This is a genomic window from Agromyces subbeticus DSM 16689, from assembly GCF_000421565.1.
GTDB classification, from domain to species: domain Bacteria; phylum Actinomycetota; class Actinomycetes; order Actinomycetales; family Microbacteriaceae; genus Agromyces; species Agromyces subbeticus.
This window is the reverse complement of the sequence record NZ_ATXG01000006.1, coordinates 1-18,306: the sequence shown is the minus strand read 5'-3', so window position 1 is coordinate 18,306 and position 18,306 is coordinate 1. Positions and strand designations below refer to the sequence as shown.

General features: G+C 66.1%; 16 protein-coding genes. 12 read left to right on the top strand and 4 right to left on the bottom strand.

The window, feature by feature from the left end; all coding sequences use genetic code 11:
* Positions 1–10: 10 nt before the first annotated feature.
* A complete protein-coding gene (locus H521_RS0110125; RefSeq protein ID WP_022892906.1) occupies positions 11–673 on the bottom strand; it encodes a TetR/AcrR family transcriptional regulator in 663 nt (220 codons plus the stop codon).
* Between the two features lie 194 nt (positions 674–867).
* Between H521_RS0110125 and H521_RS0110120 the strand changes: the two genes are divergently transcribed.
* The 7 genes from H521_RS0110120 to H521_RS0110090 all read left to right on the top strand — a co-directional run bounded on the left by H521_RS0110120 (position 868) and on the right by H521_RS0110090 (position 6,727).
* Entirely contained in the window at positions 868–1,494 is a 627-nt protein-coding gene (locus tag H521_RS0110120; RefSeq protein ID WP_026482145.1) for an NADPH-dependent F420 reductase, read from the top strand.
* A gap of 2 nt (positions 1,495–1,496) precedes the next feature.
* On the top strand, positions 1,497–2,231 hold the full coding sequence (locus H521_RS0110115; protein WP_022892904.1) for an SDR family NAD(P)-dependent oxidoreductase: 735 nt from the start codon (positions 1,497–1,499) through the stop codon (positions 2,229–2,231).
* A 207-nt stretch (positions 2,232–2,438) separates the two neighbouring features.
* Positions 2,439–3,056, top strand: a complete 618-nt coding sequence (locus tag H521_RS0110110) for an NADPH-dependent F420 reductase (RefSeq protein ID WP_022892903.1) — start codon at positions 2,439–2,441, stop codon at positions 3,054–3,056.
* Between the two features lie 40 nt (positions 3,057–3,096).
* A complete protein-coding gene (locus H521_RS0110105) occupies positions 3,097–4,053 on the top strand; it encodes an SDR family oxidoreductase (protein ID WP_022892902.1) in 957 nt (318 codons plus the stop codon).
* 155 nt (positions 4,054–4,208) lie between these two features.
* The gene (locus H521_RS0110100) at positions 4,209–4,775 is read left to right on the top strand and encodes a TetR/AcrR family transcriptional regulator (RefSeq protein ID WP_022892901.1); all 567 of its coding nucleotides are present in this window, start codon (positions 4,209–4,211) and stop codon (positions 4,773–4,775) included.
* A 149-nt stretch (positions 4,776–4,924) separates the two neighbouring features.
* A complete protein-coding gene (locus H521_RS0110095; RefSeq protein WP_022892900.1) occupies positions 4,925–5,143 on the top strand; it encodes a DUF2188 domain-containing protein in 219 nt (72 codons plus the stop codon).
* Positions 5,144–5,338: 195 nt separating this feature from the next.
* Entirely contained in the window at positions 5,339–6,727 is a 1,389-nt protein-coding gene (locus tag H521_RS0110090; protein ID WP_022892899.1) for an NAD(P)-binding protein, read from the top strand.
* Positions 6,728–6,803: 76 nt separating this feature from the next.
* On the opposite strand, the gene H521_RS25040 is transcribed toward H521_RS0110090, so the two are convergent.
* Positions 6,804–9,377 (bottom strand): lamin tail domain-containing protein, encoded by a 2,574-nt coding sequence (locus H521_RS25040; protein ID WP_245560970.1) that lies wholly within the window; start codon positions 9,375–9,377, stop codon positions 6,804–6,806.
* Between the two features lie 295 nt (positions 9,378–9,672).
* Here H521_RS25040 and H521_RS0110080 point away from each other — a divergent pair, with 295 nt between their 5' ends.
* On the top strand, positions 9,673–10,167 hold the full coding sequence (locus H521_RS0110080) for a DUF427 domain-containing protein (RefSeq protein ID WP_022892897.1): 495 nt from the start codon (positions 9,673–9,675) through the stop codon (positions 10,165–10,167).
* A 217-nt stretch (positions 10,168–10,384) separates the two neighbouring features.
* Here the strand turns inward: H521_RS0110080 and H521_RS0110075 are convergent, their stop codons facing one another.
* Positions 10,385–13,021, bottom strand: coding sequence for an ATP-dependent Clp protease ATP-binding subunit (locus H521_RS0110075; protein ID WP_022892896.1), 2,637 nt, complete (start codon positions 13,019–13,021; stop codon positions 10,385–10,387).
* Positions 13,022–13,331: 310 nt separating this feature from the next.
* Between H521_RS0110075 and H521_RS0110070 the strand changes: the two genes are divergently transcribed.
* Both H521_RS0110070 and H521_RS0110065 read left to right on the top strand, forming a co-directional pair.
* Positions 13,332–14,825 carry a hypothetical protein gene (locus H521_RS0110070; protein ID WP_156891368.1) on the top strand — a complete coding sequence of 498 codons (1,494 nt, stop codon included), beginning with the start codon at positions 13,332–13,334 and terminating at the stop codon, positions 14,823–14,825.
* A 62-nt stretch (positions 14,826–14,887) separates the two neighbouring features.
* Positions 14,888–16,129 carry a hypothetical protein gene (locus tag H521_RS0110065; RefSeq protein ID WP_156891367.1) on the top strand — a complete coding sequence of 414 codons (1,242 nt, stop codon included), beginning with the start codon at positions 14,888–14,890 and terminating at the stop codon, positions 16,127–16,129.
* A 293-nt stretch (positions 16,130–16,422) separates the two neighbouring features.
* On the opposite strand, the gene H521_RS0110060 is transcribed toward H521_RS0110065, so the two are convergent.
* On the bottom strand, positions 16,423–17,310 hold the full coding sequence (locus H521_RS0110060) for a hypothetical protein (protein ID WP_156891365.1): 888 nt from the start codon (positions 17,308–17,310) through the stop codon (positions 16,423–16,425).
* A gap of 399 nt (positions 17,311–17,709) precedes the next feature.
* Between H521_RS0110060 and H521_RS25030 the strand changes: the two genes are divergently transcribed.
* The gene (locus tag H521_RS25030; RefSeq protein ID WP_051159260.1) at positions 17,710–17,970 is read left to right on the top strand and encodes a hypothetical protein; all 261 of its coding nucleotides are present in this window, start codon (positions 17,710–17,712) and stop codon (positions 17,968–17,970) included.
* Between the two features lie 121 nt (positions 17,971–18,091).
* Positions 18,092–18,306: NAD-dependent epimerase/dehydratase family protein (locus tag H521_RS22710; protein WP_040424422.1), on the top strand; the 215-nt coding region annotated here is incomplete at its 3' end.

The following is an 18,306-nucleotide window of genomic DNA, read 5'->3' as shown; positions in this document are numbered from 1 at the left end:
AGGTGACTGCTCAGCCCGCCGTGCTGAGGCGCACCATGGCGTCGTAGAGCTGCTGTTCCGTCATCGGTGGCTCGGGAATCGGATGCGCACGCTGAGCGCGGTAGGCGTCGAGCATGAGGTGGAGTTGACGCCGCCACGCGTTGGGGGCGGTGGTGCTGGTGGCGTCGATCATGCGGCCGTTCGACCAGATGAGGTTGACGATGTCGGCCAGCGTGATGTCGGCGCGCGCCTCGCCGGCTTCTTGGGCTCGGGTGAGCACGTCGTCGATCTGTCGACACATCTGGTCATGGATGCGTTCGGTGTCAGCGCTGCCGGGGAAGCGGCGGGAGAGGAAGTCGTTGAAACCTCGGTCGCCCGCCTGCACGCGAAACAGGTTCTCGAGGTAGGAGACGAACCCCTGCCACGGATCGTCGATCTCCAGTGCCTTCTTGGATCCTTCGCTGAACTCCCGAAGTCGAGGCTCGAGGGCAGCCAAGAGCAGGTCGAGGCGAGTCGGGAAGTGGCGATACAGCGTGCCGATGGCGACATCCGCGTCGCGAGCGATCTTCTCCAACGAGGCATCCACGCCTCGAGCGGCGAACTCGCGCTGTGCCGCGACGATGAGCCGGTCATGGCGCTCTTGGGCATCCCGGCGCCGGGGCCTCGGCGCCGGCTCGATGTCGCTGGTGCTCACGCTGCCAATGTACCCCGGAAGCCGAGGGCTGCCTCCGGTCTGGTTCCCCCGCGAACTTCGCGCCGTCACTCGGAATAGATGAGGCACCCCTCCGGTTCAATCCAAATATCCGGAGGGGTACCTCAACTTGAGGCACGAATGGAGCCCAGCGAGAACCCGAAGGCCAACCGAACAGACACATGAAGGAGCACAAAGTGAGCAACATCAGCATCATCGGCTCGGGCAGCATAGCCAGAGCCATCGGCGCCCTCGCCCTCAAGGGAGGCAACACCGTCGAGGTCATCGGTCGGGACGCGGACAAAGCTGGCGCCCTGGCCCGGGCGCTCGGCAACGGCGCTACAACCGGAGCGTGGGGCGCCGCGCCGAGCGGGGACATCGTCATTCTCGCCGTGCTGTTCGCGGGCGCCGTGCCGGTCGTCAGCGAGTACGGGGAGGGGCTGGCCGACAAGATCGTCGTCGACATCACGAACCCCTTCAACGCCGACGCCACCGGGCTGGCCGTGCCTCACGACACCTCCGTCGCGCAGATGGTCGCCGACGCCGCGCCCGCCAGCACCCACGTCGTGAAGGCGTTCAACACCCTCTTCAGCCACGTCCTCGCCTCGGGCGACCCCGTGGATGTGTTCATGGCCGGCGATGACAGACGGGCCAAGGCGAGCGTCTCGGCGTTCATCGCCAGCCTCGGACTTCGCCCTCGAGACGCCGGCGACCTGAGCATGGCGCACTGGTTGGAGAGCGCGAGCTTGCTGGAGATGGGCCTGGCCCGGAACGGTCTGGGGTTCAACATCTCCCTCGGCGTCAATCTCGGAAGAACGGAGTAATCATGGGAAAGCTCGATGGCAAGGTCGCAGTGATCACCGGCGCGACAAGTGGCATGGCGTTAGCCGGCGCCAAGTTGTTCGTCGACGAAGGCGCTCACGTCTTCATCACCGGTCGGCGAAAGGACGCGGTGGACGAAGCCGTGAAGCTGATTGGCCGGAACGTGACTGGCGTGCAGGCCGACTCGGCCGATCTCGATGACCTTGACCGCCTGTTCGAGACGGTCAAGCAGGAGAAGGGCTCGATCGATGTCTTGTGGACGAGCGCCGGCGGCGGTGAGCAGGGCAGGCTCGGCGAGATCACCGAGCAGCAGTTCGATGCCGCCTTCTCGTTGAACGCGCGCGGCACGCTGTTCACGGTGCAGAAGGCACTGCCACTGTTCAACGATGGCGGCTCGATCTTCATGACCGGGTCGAACGCCTCGCTCCGGGGCTACCCCGATTGGAGCGTGTACGCCGCGAGCAAGGCCGTGCTGCCCGCCTACGCGCGGGTCTGGGTGGCCGAGCTGCGCGACAGGAGGATCCGGGTGAACGTGCTGACGCCCGGCTCGGTCGCGACGCCGATGATGGGCGACGTGCTGAGCGCCGAGATGAAGGCGATGTTCGAGTCCGTGATCCCGCGGCGAGAGATGGGCACCGCAGAGGAGATCGCGTCGATCGCACTGTTCCTCGCCTCTGACGACTCGAGCTACGTCAACGGCATGGAGCTCGTCGCCGACGGCGGCACCACGGTGATCTGAGCGCGTCGGCTGGGCGCCCTCGTCTGGATTCCCTTCCGCGATGGCACCCGGCCCGCGCGCGACCCCACAACCCCACGACTCGGGAGAACAAAGCAATCGGTCGCCCATCTGGGGTCACCCTTGCTTAACGGAGCACTGCCCCGCATAATCGGACTACCGCTCCGGTTAGCAGAGTTCGATTCAACCAAGAGAAAGAAGGCACTCAGTATGAGCAGCATCAGTTTCATCGGCCTGGGAAGCATGGCCAGCGCCATTGCAGCTCGCGCGATTGCCGCCGACCACGCCGTCGAACTCATCGGCCGAGACGCGACGAAGACCCAGGGCCTGGCTGCCGCGCTCGGCGGTGGCGCCCGGGTTGGCCGATTCGGCTCCGTTCCTACGGGAGATATCGTCGTCCTTGCCGTGCCGTACGCCAGCGCTGTCGAGGTCGTCACTGAGTACGGGGCTGCTCTGGCTGGCAAGGTCATCGTCGACATCACGAACACCTTCAACGCCGACCTTGAACTCGTCACTCCTGAAGGCACATTCGGTGCAAAGGAGATCGCCAAGGCTTCTCCCGACAGCGCGCACGTCGTGAAGGCGTTCAACACTGTTTTCGGCCACGTCCTGACCCAGGGACGACCGTTGGACGTGTTCGTCGCCGGAGACGACACGCAGGCCAAGGCCAGCGTGTCGTCATTCATCACGAGCCTCGGACTGCGACCGCTCGATGTCGGCGGTCTCGAGATGGCCCGCTACCTGGAGGCGGTCGGGCCGCTGACGATCGGCCTCGCCCAGAACGGCGTGGGGTTCGACCACGCCCTCAGCGTCAGCATCTTCAGCTGAGCGCACTCATCACCAACCATCCGTCGTACCGAGGAGCACCATGCACGTCCTAGTCACTGGCGGGACCGGCCATTCCGGTTCGTACATCATCCCCGAGCTCATCGCCGCCGGGCATGAGGTCACCGGCTTAGCCCGGTCGGACGCTTCGGCGGCAGCGCTGTCGGCGCTGGGGGCGCAGGTGCGCCGCGGCGATCTTCGAGACCTCGACGGGCTCAAGAAGGCAGCCGCCGACTCCGACGGGGTCATCCACGTCGCCCACCGACAAGATCTGCTTCCGTCCGGAGGAATGGACGCGGTGACCGAGGCGGAGCTCCCCGTGATGTTGGCGTATGGCGAGGCGCTCGCGGGCACTGGAAAGCCACTGGTCGTAGCGGGAAGCATAGGGTCGCCCGGTCAGCTCGGCCGGCCATCCACCGAAGAAGATCCGGCCCTTCCCGTCGGCGACGAGCACAAGGGCACCCTCCGGGTGCGCAACGCCGTCGAAACCGTCGTCATCGGCCTCGCCGAGCAAGGCGTGCGATCGTCGGTCGTGCGAATCTCCAATATCGCGCACGGCACGACCGACCGCGCCGGCTTCCTCCCCATGCTGATCGCGCTCGCGAAGCAGAACGGCTACGCCGGCTACCCCGGGGACGGCGCGAACATGTGGAACGCCGTGCACATCGGAGACGTCGCTCCCTTGTTCCGCTTGGCGCTGGAGAAGGGCCCGGCAGGCAAGTACTGGCATGCGGTGGGAGACGAAGGCATCCCGCTCCGCCAGATCGCCGAAGCCATCGGCAGCCGCCTGAACCTTCCCGCCGTCAGCATTCCGCTGGACGAACTGATGATCCCGGCGTACTTCGGGTTCATCGCGAACATCGTCACGCAGAGCTACCCGACGACGAACCTCATCACCCGCCAGACCCTCGGTTGGGAACCCGCTCACCCCGGCCTGCTGGCGGACCTGGACAACGGCCACTACTTCCCGGCCTCGTCGGAAGGAACGCTGAAGATATGACCGCGGGACCCTGCGGGTGAAGGATATCCGCGCGATGCTTGCCGCCCTCAAGCGATAGGCGCGGCAGGTTCCCGGCATCCGCGACCACGACTACCCTCAGTGGATCGGTGCACCGATTCACGGAGCGCCTGCCCCACGCATCGATCCGGAGACACATGAGAGCCGACGCGCAGAAGAACTACGACCGACTGCTCTCGGTCGCACGTGACGTCGTCGCCGAGCAGGGCGCCGATGCGTCGTTGCGCGACGTCGCCCGCAAAGCGGACGTCGGGCTCGGCACGCTGTACCGCCACTTCCCGACGCGAGAGGCACTGCTCGAGGCATTGCTCCGCACGGATGTCGACCAGTTGACCACTCAGGCGGCGGACCTCGAGAAGTCGAGTGCCCCCGAGGAGGCACTACTTGCGTGGCTCCGCGGGGTCGTCGCGCTTACCCACGAATACCGGGGTGCCACGACGCTACTGACGGCGGCGCTCGAGGACGCCGACTCCGCACTGCATGCAGCGTGCGTTGGGCTACATGATGCAGGCACGCGACTTCTCGACCGCGCCCAGGCCGCGAACGTAGCGCGGACCGACATCGACGGTACCGACCTGTTCGCGCTGGTCGCCTCGCTTGCATGGATCTACGATCAGCCCTCGCTCGCGCTACGCGCTGACCATCTCTTCGACGTGGTGTCGAGCGCGGTCCTCCCCGGCCAAGTGGGCAGCGGCGTCAACTAGAAGGTTCTTGGGTGCGGCTCTCCACCATGGAGCTCGTCGCCGACGGCGGCACCACGGTGATCTAGGGGCGGTACTGCCTAGCCACACGGCCGAGCGGCGGCGTATCGTCGCGAGTGGGCGCGCCTGTCGCGCCCGGGAGGGGAATGCACATGGCTGACGGAGATGTCGAGACCCGCTCGAACCGCGGGCAATGGGAGAACGTCGTCGAGGGTTCGCCCGAGCTGTCGCAGAGCTTTGCGAGTCGTGACGAGGCGATCGACGCCGGCCGTGAGCTCGCCGCGACGTTCGGCTCGCAGCACACGGTGCGCGAGAGCGAGCCAACCGGCGTCATCACCGATGAAGACCCGGCGTCGGGCGAGGGTTTCTGAGCTCGCTGCGTCGCGTTCGCGGTGACCGAGCGCGCGCTCGGCACGCATGCCGAGAGCCCGAGAACTCGGCCAGGTCGGTGATTGTGCACGGTCGCCGACCGGAGGATCCTGAGACCACAGTGTTCGTGAGAATTTCTCGCGTGCGCAGCGAACTGGATGCCGGTGTGCGCAGCCTGCCCAGAGCGGAGTGGTCTCATGAACAGCACGGTCGATGTCGACTATCTCGTGGTGGGGGCCGGGGCCATGGGCATGGCGTTCACCGACGCCCTGATCGACCATGAGGGCGACGTGCGCGTCGCCCTCATCGATCGCCGCCACGGCGTCGGCGGCCACTGGCTCGAGGCATATCCGTTCGTGCGCCTGCACCAGGCATCCGTGTTGTACGGGGTCGCCTCGACCCTCCTCGGCGGCGGTCGCGTGCAGCACCGCGGGCCGGAGGCCGGATTGCAGGAGCGAGCGACCAAGTCGGAGGTGTGCGCGTACTTCGAGCACGTCTTGGCCGACCGCATGATCGATTCCGGCCGGGTCGAGTTCTTCGCCGGCACCGAGTACGTCGGCGGTCGCACGTTCGTCTCGCGGGTGTCGGGTGATCGGTTCACCGTGCCAGGGCGATGCCGCGTCGTCGACGCCCACTATCTCGCCCCGCTCGTGCCGGCCGAGGTAGCGCCACCATTCGCATTCGACGATGCCCGAGTGGTGCCGGTCAACGAGCTCGCACATATCGAGGAACCTCCGAGCCGGTACCTGATCGCGGGCTCGGGCAAGACGGCGACCGATGCCTGCATCTGGCTGCTGGCGCGCGGCGTCGACCCCGACGCGATCATCTGGGTGCGACCGCGTGACCCGTGGATGCTCAACCGGGCGGTGATCCAGCCTGTTCCCGAGGTGTTCCTCGGCATGGTCGCCGACACGATGCAGGCCGCTGAGTCGGCGGCATCGCTCGAAGACCTGTTCCTGCGACTGGAGGACGCCGGCATCATGCTTCGCATCGACCGCTCGGTGATGCCCGCGATGGCCAAGACGCCCACCCTGGCGATGTGGGAACTCGAGCTGCTGCGAATGATCGAGCACGTCGTACGCCTCGGCCACATCCGGCGTGCGCAACGAGGCCTGGTCGACTTCGAGCGCGGATCTCTCGCGATCCCCGACGATACGCTCATCGTGCACTGCGCCGGCGACGGCTTGATCCGCCGTCCTCTCGTGCCCATCTGGGCGCCCGGCACGATCACGCTTCAACCGGTGCGCTCGGGCTTCCCCTGCTTCGGGGCGGCGCTCACCGGATACGTCGAGGCCACCCGCCGCGACGACGACGAGAAGAACCGACTCTGCCCGCCGTCGCCGTATCCCGATTCCATGGTCGCGTGGGCCCGCATGACCGTCGTGGGTGCCCGCAATGCCACGTCGTTCGGAGCAGAGCCCGACATCGCCAGCTGGGCGTCCCAGGTCGCGACGAATCCCGCCCGCATCCCGCCCGACGTCGAGCGCTCCGCCCAGCTCGACGACGCTCTCGGCCGCCTGCAGACCCACGCGAAGCCGGGCATCGCCCGACTGGCTGAGCTGAGCATGCCGCCGGCGTCGTCGTGACCGACGATGCAGCACGCGTTCGACCAGCCGCGGCACCGGGCCATCCGGCGCCACGGCTGAGCTGCGGGCTACGCGGTCAGGCGCGCTGACGCCGTCGCGCGAGCAGCAGCATGGCCGCGCCGAGGGCGACGGCGAGCGCTGCGAACATCCCGAACGTGAGCAGCGCGGAATCGACGCCGGTCGACGCGAGCGCGCCAGCCGATCCTGAAGCCGAGCCTGAACCAGAGCCAGCGTTGCCACCGCCGGTTCCGTTGCCGCCGCCGGGCGTTCCGGGCTGCCCACCGGGCTCGCCGCCCGGCACCGCGCCCGGCACCGTGCCTGCGCGCAGCGCAGCGGGCTGCTCGCCATCGGCGAACCACCAGGCGGGGCGCACGGTCGCCGCGGCATCCGCTGCTGCACTCACGCGAGCGAGCGGCGCCGCGGCTGCCTCGCCCGACGCGACGGCCGCTTCAGCATCCACTGCCGCCGAGAGCGATGCGGGCGCCGTGGCGAAGCCCTCGTTGTTGAGGTTCGGCATGCCGGCGGGGCGAGCGAAGAGCTCGATCGTCGGTGCCGCGCCCGTGAAGGTGATGCCGGCGCCGCGGCCATCGCAGCCGTTGTCGCAGAGCGCCCACAGCCGGTCGAGCACGGTGTCGTAGTCGAGCGCCATGACGCCGCCGAGGCCCGGATCGATCGCCGCGACCTGCTCGCTCGTTCCGTCGGGGTTCAGGGCGTAGGCGTAGACGACGCCGTTATCTTCGACGGCGACGAAGAACAGGCCGTCACCGTGGCCTGCGTACACCGCCGGGTCGTAGGGTGCGTCGGTGTTGGCGTCGACGAGCAGACCTTCGAGCGCGGCATCCGGCACCCATTCGACCGCTTCGAGGCCCGTGTTCGCGGCGACCTGCGGCAGTGACGCGGTGAGGTCCCACTCCTGATCGGCGACGACGTCGGGGCCCTCGGCGTCGGGGCCGACCGCGAGAATGACGTTCTGGTTGACGCCCTTGTTGGAGTTGTCGCGCTCGGAGGCGATGTAGAGCCGCCCGGCGTCGTCGACGGTGATGCCCTCGGCGTCGGGGCCCGCCGCGGCGGCGTTCTCGGCGTCGCGCTGGAAGCGCACTCGCTTGCCCGCGCTCCACCCGTCGGCGAAGGCGGCAGAACCGTCGGCGCTCGCGTCGAGCTTCCAGAACAGACCCGTTCCGTTGTCGACCGCCCAGAGCACGACGCCGTCGGCCGTCTGTTGCGCGTCGAGGCCGGAGGAATCGCCCTCGAACATCGTGACCTCATCGATCACGGTGACGTCGGCCGAGCCGGGCCACGCGGCTGCGGTCGGGTCGGGCTCGCCCGTGCCGCAGGAGTTCGGCTGGCCCTTGGTGGCGAGGGTTGCAGCAGCGAAATCGCCGGTGCCGTCGGGGCAGCGCGCCCACGTCACCGCAGCGTGGTCGGCCCACGCGTATTCGACGACCGTAAGTCCGGCGGCGTTGCGGATGCTTGCGACATCCGCTCCCCCGAGCCCGAAGCCGAAGTGCGTGCCACCGTCGAAGACGAAGAACGCGCCGGGGGCGAGCGTCGTGCCGGCTGCGACGGGCGTGACGTCGGTGGCGTGCCCGATCGGGTCGCTGTCCATGAGGGTCCAGCCCGTGAGGTCGATGGGCTGCGAGCCGGTGTTGACGACCTCGACCCAGTCGGTCGCGTCACCGTTGGACTCGACCTCGTTCACGGCCACCGACGGCAGCACGCAGATGTTGGGCTCGCCCTTCGTCACCTTGGCGAGCGCGAAGCCGCCGGTCGCGTCGGGGCAGCGCGCCCAGCTCGCGGCTGCTTCGTCGCCGTCGATCGCGGGGTGCGCCGCCCATGCGTAGATGTCGAGCTGCGTGCCCGCGGCGTCGTACAACCGGATGGAGTCCGAACCGCCGATACCGATGGCCGCCTGGAACACCTGCGGGGCGCCGTTCACGTCGACACCCGCGGTGGATGCCTCGACGACGAGTCGTGCGCCGGCCGCGATGGTCGTGCCGGGCGCGAAGAACCAGCGGTGGTCGTCGGAGTTGTCGCGGATCTCGTAGCCCGACAGGTCGAGGTCGCCCGCCCCGGGGTTGATCAGCTCGATCCAGTCGGCCGGGCCCGAGTCGATCTCGTTGAGCAGCACGCTGCCGGGCTCGGGGTCAGGCTCGGCGCAGACGTTCGCCGCTCCGAGGGTGACCTCGGTGGCGTGAGCCCACTCGCCGCCGTCGGCGCAACGCGACCAGTCGCTGAGCGGTGCAGTCGCCTCGTACGGCTGGTTGTCGACGACCGCGCCCGCGGCATCGAGAAGCACGACTTCGTCGCCTTTGCCGAGCCCGAACGGGAAGCCGAGCGGTGTGGCGTCCTTCGCGAGCACGAGGTAGCCGCCGGGCTCGATCCTCGTGCCGGCCGGAATGGTGCCGGTCTTCAGCGGGTCGCGGTCTTCGTCTTGCACCTTCCAGTCCGACACGTCGACGGCTGCTGCGGAGGAGTTGTACAGCTCGATGGCGTCGGCGGGCGATCCGTCGTACCAGATCTCGTTGATCACGACATCGGGATCGGCGCCGAGGGCGATCGACGGCGTCGCGGCGATCGCGATTCCTGAAGCGGAGACCGCGAGCGCGGCGAGCATCGCGGCGCTTCTGCGGACTGAACGGGGCACGGGCATTCGGGCGCTCCTGACGGGCTGAACGGGGGTCGCTCGTACTCGACCGTTCGCCGGTGACGGGAATGCGTCTGCATGGTGAACGCACGGTGTCGTTCACGCGGCCGGATGGGCGCTCGTCACCGCCTTCGAATGCCGCCGCCGGCAGCAACGGTCGTCAAGAGAGGCCGAGCGGATGCCGCAGCCTTCCCCGTGCTGCAGGAGTGCACGGAATGCCAGACCGACTGGAGCACCGTCGCCGTAACTCGGAGGCTGAAACGCTGGCGTGCACCTGGGGTTCCCGGCGTAACATCCAAGCATGCGACCCACTCCCCTGCCGGCCGGCCCCGAACAGGAGTCCGTGTGGGACTATCCCCGCCCGCCGGCCGTCGAAGCGGTCGACGTGCGCGTCACGATCGAACTCGGCGGCGCCGTGCTGGTGGACACGTCCGACGTCGTGCGCGTGCTCGAGACCAGCCACCCGCCCGTCTACTACCTGCCGCTCACGGCCTTCGCGTCCGACTCCGTGGTGCGAGGCCACGGCTCATCGTTCTGCGAGTTCAAGGGGTCCGCGCGCTACTTCGACGTGCTCGCCGGCGGGCACCGGGCCGAGCGCGCAGCGTGGGATTACCCGTCGCCATCGCCCGGGTTCGAGGTGTTGGCCGGGCGGATCGCGGTGTACGCGGGTCGCGTCGATCGATGCATCGTCGACGGAGAGACCGTCGTTCCACAGCCGGGAGGCTTCTACGGCGGATGGATCACGCACGGCGTGGTGGGCCCCTTCAAGGGCGGCCCCGGCTCGATGGGCTGGTAGCTCGCACACTATGCGGCGAAGGCCGTGGGTGAGCGATCAGCCGCGGACCTCATCCGGCCAGGCGCGGCGAAGCATCTCTTGCGCCTGCCAGCGTACGCTGAGCACGAACGCCCGGCCCTCGAAATGAGGGCCGGGCGTTCGTCGGTCGAGTAGGCGCTCCAGCGCCGTATCGAGACCTGGTTGCGGGGTCTCGATACGCTTCGCTACTCGACCGGCGTCACGCCGCCTGCGGCAACGTGACCGTTGCGTTCGGCACGGGTGCCACGGCGAACTCGCCGTCGACCGCATCCACTCGCACGCCCTCGCCGTCGCCGAGGGCTCCGGTGACGAAGAGGTCGGCGATGCGGTCGTCGATCTCGCGCTGGATGACGCGGCGCAGCGGGCGGGCACCGAACTCGGGCTCGTAGCCCCGTTCGGCCAGCAGCGACACCGCGGCATCCGTCACCTCGAAGGCGACCTCGCGCGACGCGAGTCGCGCCGCCGAGGCACCGAGCATGAGGCGCACGATCTGTTCGAGCTGCGGCTGGTCGAGCTTCTCGAACAGCACGATCTCGTCGATGCGGTTCAGGAACTCGGGCCGCATGGCCTCGCGCAGCTTGCCCATGACGCGGTCGCGCAGGTCTTTCTCAGAGCTGAAGCCCGAGGAATCCGCCCCGGCGACGAAGCCGAGCGCACCCGACCGCGATGCGAGGAACTCCGAGCCGATGTTCGAGGTCATCACGATCACCGCGTTGCGGAAGTCGACCGTGCGACCCTGGCCGTCGGTCAGGCGACCGTCGTCGAGCACCTGCAGCAGCAGGTTGAACACGTCGGGGTGCGCCTTCTCGATCTCGTCGAACAACACGATCGAATACGGGTTGCGCCGCACGCGCTCGGTGAGCTGGCCGGCCTCGTCGTAGCCGACGTATCCGGGAGGGGCACCGACGAGACGCGACACCGTGTGCCGCTCGCCGAACTCGCTCATGTCGAAGCGAATCACGGATGCCTCGTCGGCGAACAGGCTCGACGCGAGCGCCTTGGCGAGCTCGGTCTTGCCGACACCCGTCGGGCCGAGGAACAGGAACGAACCCACCGGCCGGTGCGCGTCGCCCATGCCCGTGCGATTGCGGCGCACGGCCTTGGCGACGGCGGTCACTGCGTCGTCTTGGCCGATGACGCGCGAGTGCAGCTCCTCTTCGAGGGCCGCGAGCCGGTCGCGCTCCCCCTCGGTGAGGCGGTTCACCGGGATGCCGGTGGCCCGCGAGATCACCGCGGCGATCTCGGCCTCGTCGATGACGGTGCGCCGGTCGAGTAGGCCGCCCGCGGCCGTATCGAGACCAGGTGACGGGGTCTCGATACGCTCCTGCGTCGCTACTCGACCGGCGGCCGTCGCCTCATCGAGCTTCGCCTGCACCTTCGCGACCTCGTCGCGAATGCGCGACGCCTCTTCGTAGTGCTCGGCACTGACCGCGGCGTTCTTGTCGGCCTCAAGGTCGGCGAGTCGCGCGATGAGCGCGGAGACATCCGTCTTCACGCCGAGCTTGAGCCGCAACCGCGCCCCGGCCTGGTCGATGAGGTCGATCGCCTTGTCGGGTAGCACCCGGTCGGTGAGGTAGCGCGCGCTCAACTCGACGGAGGCCCGCAGCGCGGCATCCGTGTACTCGATGCCGTGGTGCTGTTCGTACGCACTGCGCAGGCCGTGCATGATGAGCACGGCATCCTCGATCGAGGGCTCCCCCACCTTCACCGGCTGGAACCGGCGCTCGAGCGCGGGGTCCTTCTCGATGGTGCGGTACTCCTTGAGCGTCGTCGCGCCCACGAGGTGCAGGTCGCCGCGTGCGAGGCGCGGCTTCAGGATGTTGCCCGCATCCATGCCGTCGCCGCCGCCGTTGCCACCCGCGCCGACGACGGTGTGCACCTCGTCGACGAAGATGATGAGTTCGCCCTTGTTGGCGGCGATCTCGTCCATCGTCTTGGTGAGGCGCTCTTCGAAGTCGCCGCGGTAGCGGGTGCCGGCGAGCATGCCGGGCAGGTCGAGCGAGATGACGCGCTTGCCGAGCAGCGCCTCGGGCACCTGCTCTTCGACGATCGCGCGGGCGAGGCCCTCGACGATCGCGGTCTTGCCGACGCCGGCCTCACCCACGAGCACCGGGTTGTTCTTGGTGCGGCGGCTGAGAATCTCGATGGTCTGCTCGATCTCGTCGACGCGCCCGATCACGGGGTCGAGCTCGCCGTTCTCGGCGAGCGCCGTGAGGTCCGTGCCGAACTTGTCGAGCATCGGGGTGTCGGATGCCTCGGCGTTGCCGCCCGCGACATCCGTCATGCCCTCGAGGTCGTCGCCATCGGCCGTGACCGTCTCACGCATGCCCTGCGTGAGCGCCTCGGCAGTGACGCCGGCGCGCGCGAGCACCTGGCCGGCCGGGGCATCCTGCCCGAGCACGAGCGCGAAGAAGAGGTGCTCGGGGTCGATGTACGTCGAGCCGCTCGAGCGCGCGACCTGGTAGCTGTGGAACAGCGCGCGGCTCGCGCTCGGCGTGATCGTGGCCGAGTTGATGTCAGCGACATCGGATGCCGCGGGCAGCCGCGCCTCGGTCGCGGTGATGAGCCGCTCGGGGGCGACGCCGACGCGGGCGATCGCCTGCTTGACGGCGGCATCTTCCACGATCACGCGCAGGATGTGCAGCGCGTCGAGCTCGGTCTGGCCGCGCTCGATCGCGAACTTGCCGGCGCGCTGCAGGATGCCCTGGGTGCGCGCCGTCAGGAAACGGCTGAGGTCGATCGAACGCGCCTGGCGCGCCTGTTCGCCTGCAAGGTACCGGCTGAGGAACTCGTCGAACGAGCTCGCGCCGGCTTCGGGGCTGAAGTCTTCGGACACCAATCCTCCTGGAGAGTTGAGCGGGGTACGCTCAAGTTCAACGTGGACGATCCAGCAGTATTCCCACTCCTTCCAAGCGTGTGCCTACCCCCCTTTGTGGGCAAGTTCTGAAAATGCGGCCCTGCTGGGCACCTGCCACGATGCGCTGCCCATACGCTGACCGGACGGCACTGGGACGGGCCGCTGGTATTTTCCCTGCCAGTAGGCGAGGGAGCCTGAGGCCAATCAAGACCGTGCGCCGTATGGTGCGCGAAGAAACTCGCGCGCCATTCGAGCGGCTACCGGCCCCGGGCGTTCTGAAAGGTGAGTAGTGAACAAGTATCCGCGAGGGTCCGAGTGGCGCAAGTGGGATCTTCACGTGCACGTGCCAGGCACGAAGCTCAATGACTCGTATGCGAAGGCCGCAGGTGGCGACGACCTGGATCGGTTCGCCGACATCTTGGAAGCATCCGACGTCGCCGCCTTCGGAATTACCGACTACTTCACATCGTCCCAGTCGGTCGCATTCATTGAGCGCTTCAAAGAACGCCACCCCACCTCAGAAAAACTGTTCCTCGTCAACGTCGAGCTGCGGCTGAATGAAACTGTCAACCGCGACACTCAGATGGTCGACTTTCATGTCATCTTCCGCGACAGCGTCACGACCGCGAAAATCACGGAATTCCTGTCGAGGCTAAAGACGCAGATTTCCGACGGGTACGGACGAAAAAAGGCGTGCACCGAACTCGAAGGTAGTGACTTCAACACGGCAACCGTGACGCGATCAGATATCAAAGCTGCGTTTACGGACACTTTCGGAGACAAGGCCGAGCCGACCGACTACTTGATCTATGTCGCCCCCGCAAACAACAACGGACTTCGAGCGGAGTCCGGCCAGCTGCGGAAGGCAAATCTTGCTGACGAGATCGATAAGGACGTGCACGCGATCTTCGGCAAGGATCCATCCAACACCCGCTACTTCCTGACAACCGACCGATATGAGGATGCTGGGCAGCCGTCTATACCAAAGCCCGTTTTTGGCGGATGCGATGCCCACAGCTTCGATGACCTCGAAGACTGGCTGGGCAGGGCCACGTCAGATCAGAGCACTCGCCAGGTCGTCACCTGGATCAAGGCGGACCCCACATTTGCAGGCCTACAGCAAACCCTTGTGGAGCCGGGTGAGCGCGTCTCGATTCAACCCGCAGAGCCCGACCAGAAGGAGCCCTACAAGGTCATCTCAAAGGTCAAGTTTTCTGGGACAACGGATTTCCCGAGCGAGGTCCTGCTCAACCGAAACCTGAATTCGATCATCGGAAGCAGGTCATCTGGCAAGTCCGCGCTTCTCGCTCACATCGCGCATTCCGTTGACCCGGCCGAAACTGTTCGACTTCAGGTCGAGGCACATGGCCTCGGCGACCCAAGACTCGCTGGGCCGGCGGCGGGGTACTCATGGAAGGACGTCTCACACGTCAAGTGCGAGGTCGAGTGGCAGTCCGGCGAAGCCACGGCCGGCAAGGTGATCTACATCCCTCAGAACTCGCTTTACACACTCAGCGAGCAACCAGATGAGATCACTAAGAAGATCGCGCCCGCGCTGTTCCGCACGTATCCGGCGGTGAAGACGGCTTTTGACGGCGCAACGAGCAAGATAGCTGCCGCCAACTCGGAGATACGGCTGGCGATTGATGCTTGGTTTGCGCTCGGCGACCGGATTGATGAGCGGCGGCAGGACATCCAAATGTTGGGGACGAGGCAGCCATCGTCTCTGAGCGCGATCGCCTCCAGAACGAGGTCGATCGCATCAAGGTTGAGGCGAAGCTGACTGATAACGAAGTCGCGACGTACCAAGCCGTCGCAGTACAGCTCGACGAACAGCGGTCTCGCTTGCGCCAGATCCAGATCGAACTCGATCAGCTTGCGTCATATGTCGATCCCTCGCTGAGTATCGATGGGCATTCGATTCGTCCAGGGGCCGTGCAGGCGACGATAACGGTCCGACCGTCATCGGCCGAGTTGCCCGAGAGTGTCGCTGCACAGATCGAGAGCGTCAGGGCGGACCTATTGGCGGATCTTGTGTCTCGCGTCGAGGAAACGCTCGTCGCAGCCACGGTCTCGCTCGTTGGCGAACAGGCAGAGCTCATAGCCGTCATTGAGACGATCGAGAAAGACAATTCGGCACTCATCGCCAAGCATGAAGCGAATCAGGAGCTTTCGAGCGTCGTTGCGGACCACAAGAAGCAGGTCGTGAGGCTTGATCAGATCGCTAGGCTGCGAGGGTCGCACGACAGCTTGGTGGAGCAACAACAGAGCGCGATTGACAGGGCCATAGGCGCGATCAAGGATCGCTCAGATTCTCTCGCCGAATTCGAGGCGAACTTCAACTCAGAGGAACGAGTCCTCACGGATCTCAAGTTCGGCGTTGAGACCGCCGTCCCAACAGACATCGTGGACCACGTCTCCGTCGGATTCAGCCAGCGGAGTACGAACGATTACATCAAGTCCAAGGGCGAGGCAGTCTCATACGAGGAGGCTCAGGGTGATCCTGCGAAATTCGTTGAGGCTCTGCGAAGCGGCCAAGTGACTCTGAACAAGGGGTACACACCGAGCACAACGGCCGCTGACGTCTTGACTGTGACTGCAGAGGTGCGATTCTCAGCGGAGCTCGATACGGATCGAATTGGAGGCTTCGGGCGCTCGTCAATGACGCCAGGAAAGCAAGCGCTATTTGCTCTCACCCTGATCCTCAATGAATCGCAAGAACCCTGGCCGCTCCTAATTGACCAGCCCGAGGACGACCTAGATAGTCGGTCGATCTACGACACGATCGTTCCGTACCTGATGCAGCGTAAAAGGGAGCGCCAAATCATCATGGTGAGCCACAATGCGAACCTCGTGATCGGAGCTGACTCCGAACTTGTGATCGTCGCGAACCGCCACGGAGCGGATCGTAAGAACAAGCGTGGGCGCACGTTTGAGTACTTCACAGGTTCGCTGGAGCACTCCCAACCCCTAAACGACTCGAGCGCGACTGCACTCGGCAGGTTCGGCGTTCGTGAGCATGCTTGCGAGATTCTCGACGGGGGCGAGGAAGCATTCCAGAAGCGGCGTAACAAGTACAAGATTTAAGTACAGCAGGAGGACGAGCTTCTCTCTCCGAGCGATCGCCTGAAGTCGCGATCACTCTCTGCGGACACAACTGCTGGCGGATTCATGCACATGTTGGTGGCAGCCGGATCGCAACTGATAGTGTCAATGTCGGAGATGCAGGCATTAGGCCTTCCGGCTCGCAACCGGAGCATTTCACAGAGTCGGGAGACCTAGGTTCGATTCCTAGCGACGCACTTCGAGGCGCCGTAGCTCAATGGCAGAGCATCCCACTTTTACTTTCACTTCCGAGATCTGATGCGTCTACTTCTCCGCTACACGGCATCTCTGAGCCGGTCGATCGCCGCCTGAAGTTCGTCGTCATTTAGCTCAAGCGCCATGAAGCCACCCCTTAGATAGCCCTTCAGCGAGCGCAGTGCAGTTTGGTCTCCGGGCGACTTGGACCCCAGGGCGAAGTACTCCTCTGCTGCGATATCGGCCCAACCTTGCCTCGTTATAGCCGCCTGCAGACCCAGGTTGATGTCGTAAGACAATCTCTTTCCCACCGCGAGGGTCGCAACCAGCCCTCCGATCCCTACCCGAGCGAGTGCGCCCGCCCTCGGGACGACGAGTTCCTCACCGGTGAGCGACTCCCAGAGCGTCCGCTGTTCGGCGGTCAGGGTCTCGTAAGCACCCACGAGTGCCCGATCCACCTGACCGCCCGCGTGAATGTGGCAGTTCCGAATCAGCCGTGTCAGGTGAAAGAGCGCTAGCGCGTCTACGTCGAACTCATGACCCGTCGCCTCAGCGAAGTACTCATGTGCGTTCGCGGCCCTCGTGTTCCTGAGCTTCGAGCGCGAGAACTTTCCAATCGGAATTAGCATCGCCAGGCAGGTCTTGACGAAGTCTTCGTGAAGCGCAATCGCATGAGCCATTCCCATCGTGCTCATTTCCGTGTCGGCGTCACCAATGAGCTCCCGCGCTTTATCCGAGCGCATGTCGAACCTCGCGACGTGGTCGATGGAGGGGAAGATCTCGGAGAGCGTGCGCGTGGAACCTTCCGTGAGCCGCAGCGTCGAAGCGGCCATCTTCGAACCAACGATGATTGCCCAGATCGTGTTGCTGGCGTCGGCTCGACGTTGTTCAAGCTCACGAAAGCGGGCAAACTTCACTTGCGGGCGAGTTCGGTATCGAGAGGTCACTTCGCCGAGAATAGCGAACATGTTTCGCCAGCGTTGGCGAGGCGGTACTGTGCTCGCGAGTGAGAGCCGCCCGCACCCGTGGTGTTGGAACAATGCCCCCTGCGACCCACCCATGCTCGAAATCTGCCGGCTGTTAGAGGGGCAACTATCGCTCCACCGCCCGCACCTACGCCCTCGCGCGAGTCAGTCTGCGCCGGTCGAGAGACTCACGCACACCCGATCCTGAGCCGTTGACGCACCCCGCCGACCGGCATAGACCTGAGGCATCCCGAGAAGGAGGTGCCGTCATGGCGAACGATCTCTTGGTCCCCCTCGAAGATCAGCTCGGCGAGGGGGCCCGACTCGGCGAGGCGCTCGGTAACGCGGGCGTCAACATCGAGGGCCTCTGCGCGATGATGGAGAGCAGGGGGTGCCATCCACGTGCTCGTCGACGACGTCGCGGAAGCGAGGGCTGCGCTCGAGGGCGCCGACATCACGGTCGATGCCGAGACCGACGTCATCGTCAATCCGGCGTTGCCCGAGCCTGAGCTGGACACGCCGGGTGTGTTCGGTGGGATGGCTCGAGCCCTCGCCAGGGCGGGCATCAACATCTCGCTCGTCTACGTGGCCTCGCGAAACCGGGTCGTGCTCGCGACGAGCGACAACCAGCAGGCCACGAGGCTGCTCCAGTCGATGATGTAGCGGCTGGCCGACCACCGAAAGCGGAATGCGGAGGCCGCCCTCAAGGACACAAGGGGGAACCTCACGAACCAGAACCCGGCGTCCGCAACTGGGGTCTCCTCGGCGTACTACGGTCTCAGTCATGACTCAACACCCCCGAACCGCGATCACCGGCGGCACCGGATTCGTCGGACGCCACCTGGCCGAACGGATCGGGCCCGAGGCATCCGTCGTCATCTCTCGCCGCACCGGCGTCGACACCAGTGACGTCGACGCGCTGACGCGAGCGTTCGAGGGATGCGAGGTCGTCGCGCACTGCGCGGGCATCAACCGCGAGATCGGCGACCAGAGCTACCA

Excerpts from the sequence above, each read along its gene's own strand:
- H521_RS0110105 (WP_022892902.1), top strand. The coding sequence starts at position 3,097 with ATGCACGTCCTAGTCACTGGCGGGACCGGCCATTCCGGTTCGTACATC.
- H521_RS0110080 (WP_022892897.1), top strand. The coding sequence starts at position 9,673 with ATGCGACCCACTCCCCTGCCGGCCGGCCCCGAACAGGAGTCCGTGTGG.
- H521_RS0110100 (WP_022892901.1), top strand. The coding sequence starts at position 4,209 with ATGAGAGCCGACGCGCAGAAGAACTACGACCGACTGCTCTCGGTCGCA.
- H521_RS0110090 (WP_022892899.1), top strand. The coding sequence starts at position 5,339 with ATGAACAGCACGGTCGATGTCGACTATCTCGTGGTGGGGGCCGGGGCC.
- H521_RS25040 (WP_245560970.1), bottom strand. The coding sequence starts at position 9,377 with ATGCCCGTGCCCCGTTCAGTCCGCAGAAGCGCCGCGATGCTCGCCGCG.
- H521_RS0110060 (WP_156891365.1), bottom strand. The coding sequence starts at position 17,310 with ATGTTCGCTATTCTCGGCGAAGTGACCTCTCGATACCGAACTCGCCCG.
- H521_RS0110115 (WP_022892904.1), top strand. The coding sequence starts at position 1,497 with ATGGGAAAGCTCGATGGCAAGGTCGCAGTGATCACCGGCGCGACAAGT.
- H521_RS0110095 (WP_022892900.1), top strand. The coding sequence starts at position 4,925 with ATGGCTGACGGAGATGTCGAGACCCGCTCGAACCGCGGGCAATGGGAG.
- H521_RS0110110 (WP_022892903.1), top strand. The coding sequence starts at position 2,439 with ATGAGCAGCATCAGTTTCATCGGCCTGGGAAGCATGGCCAGCGCCATT.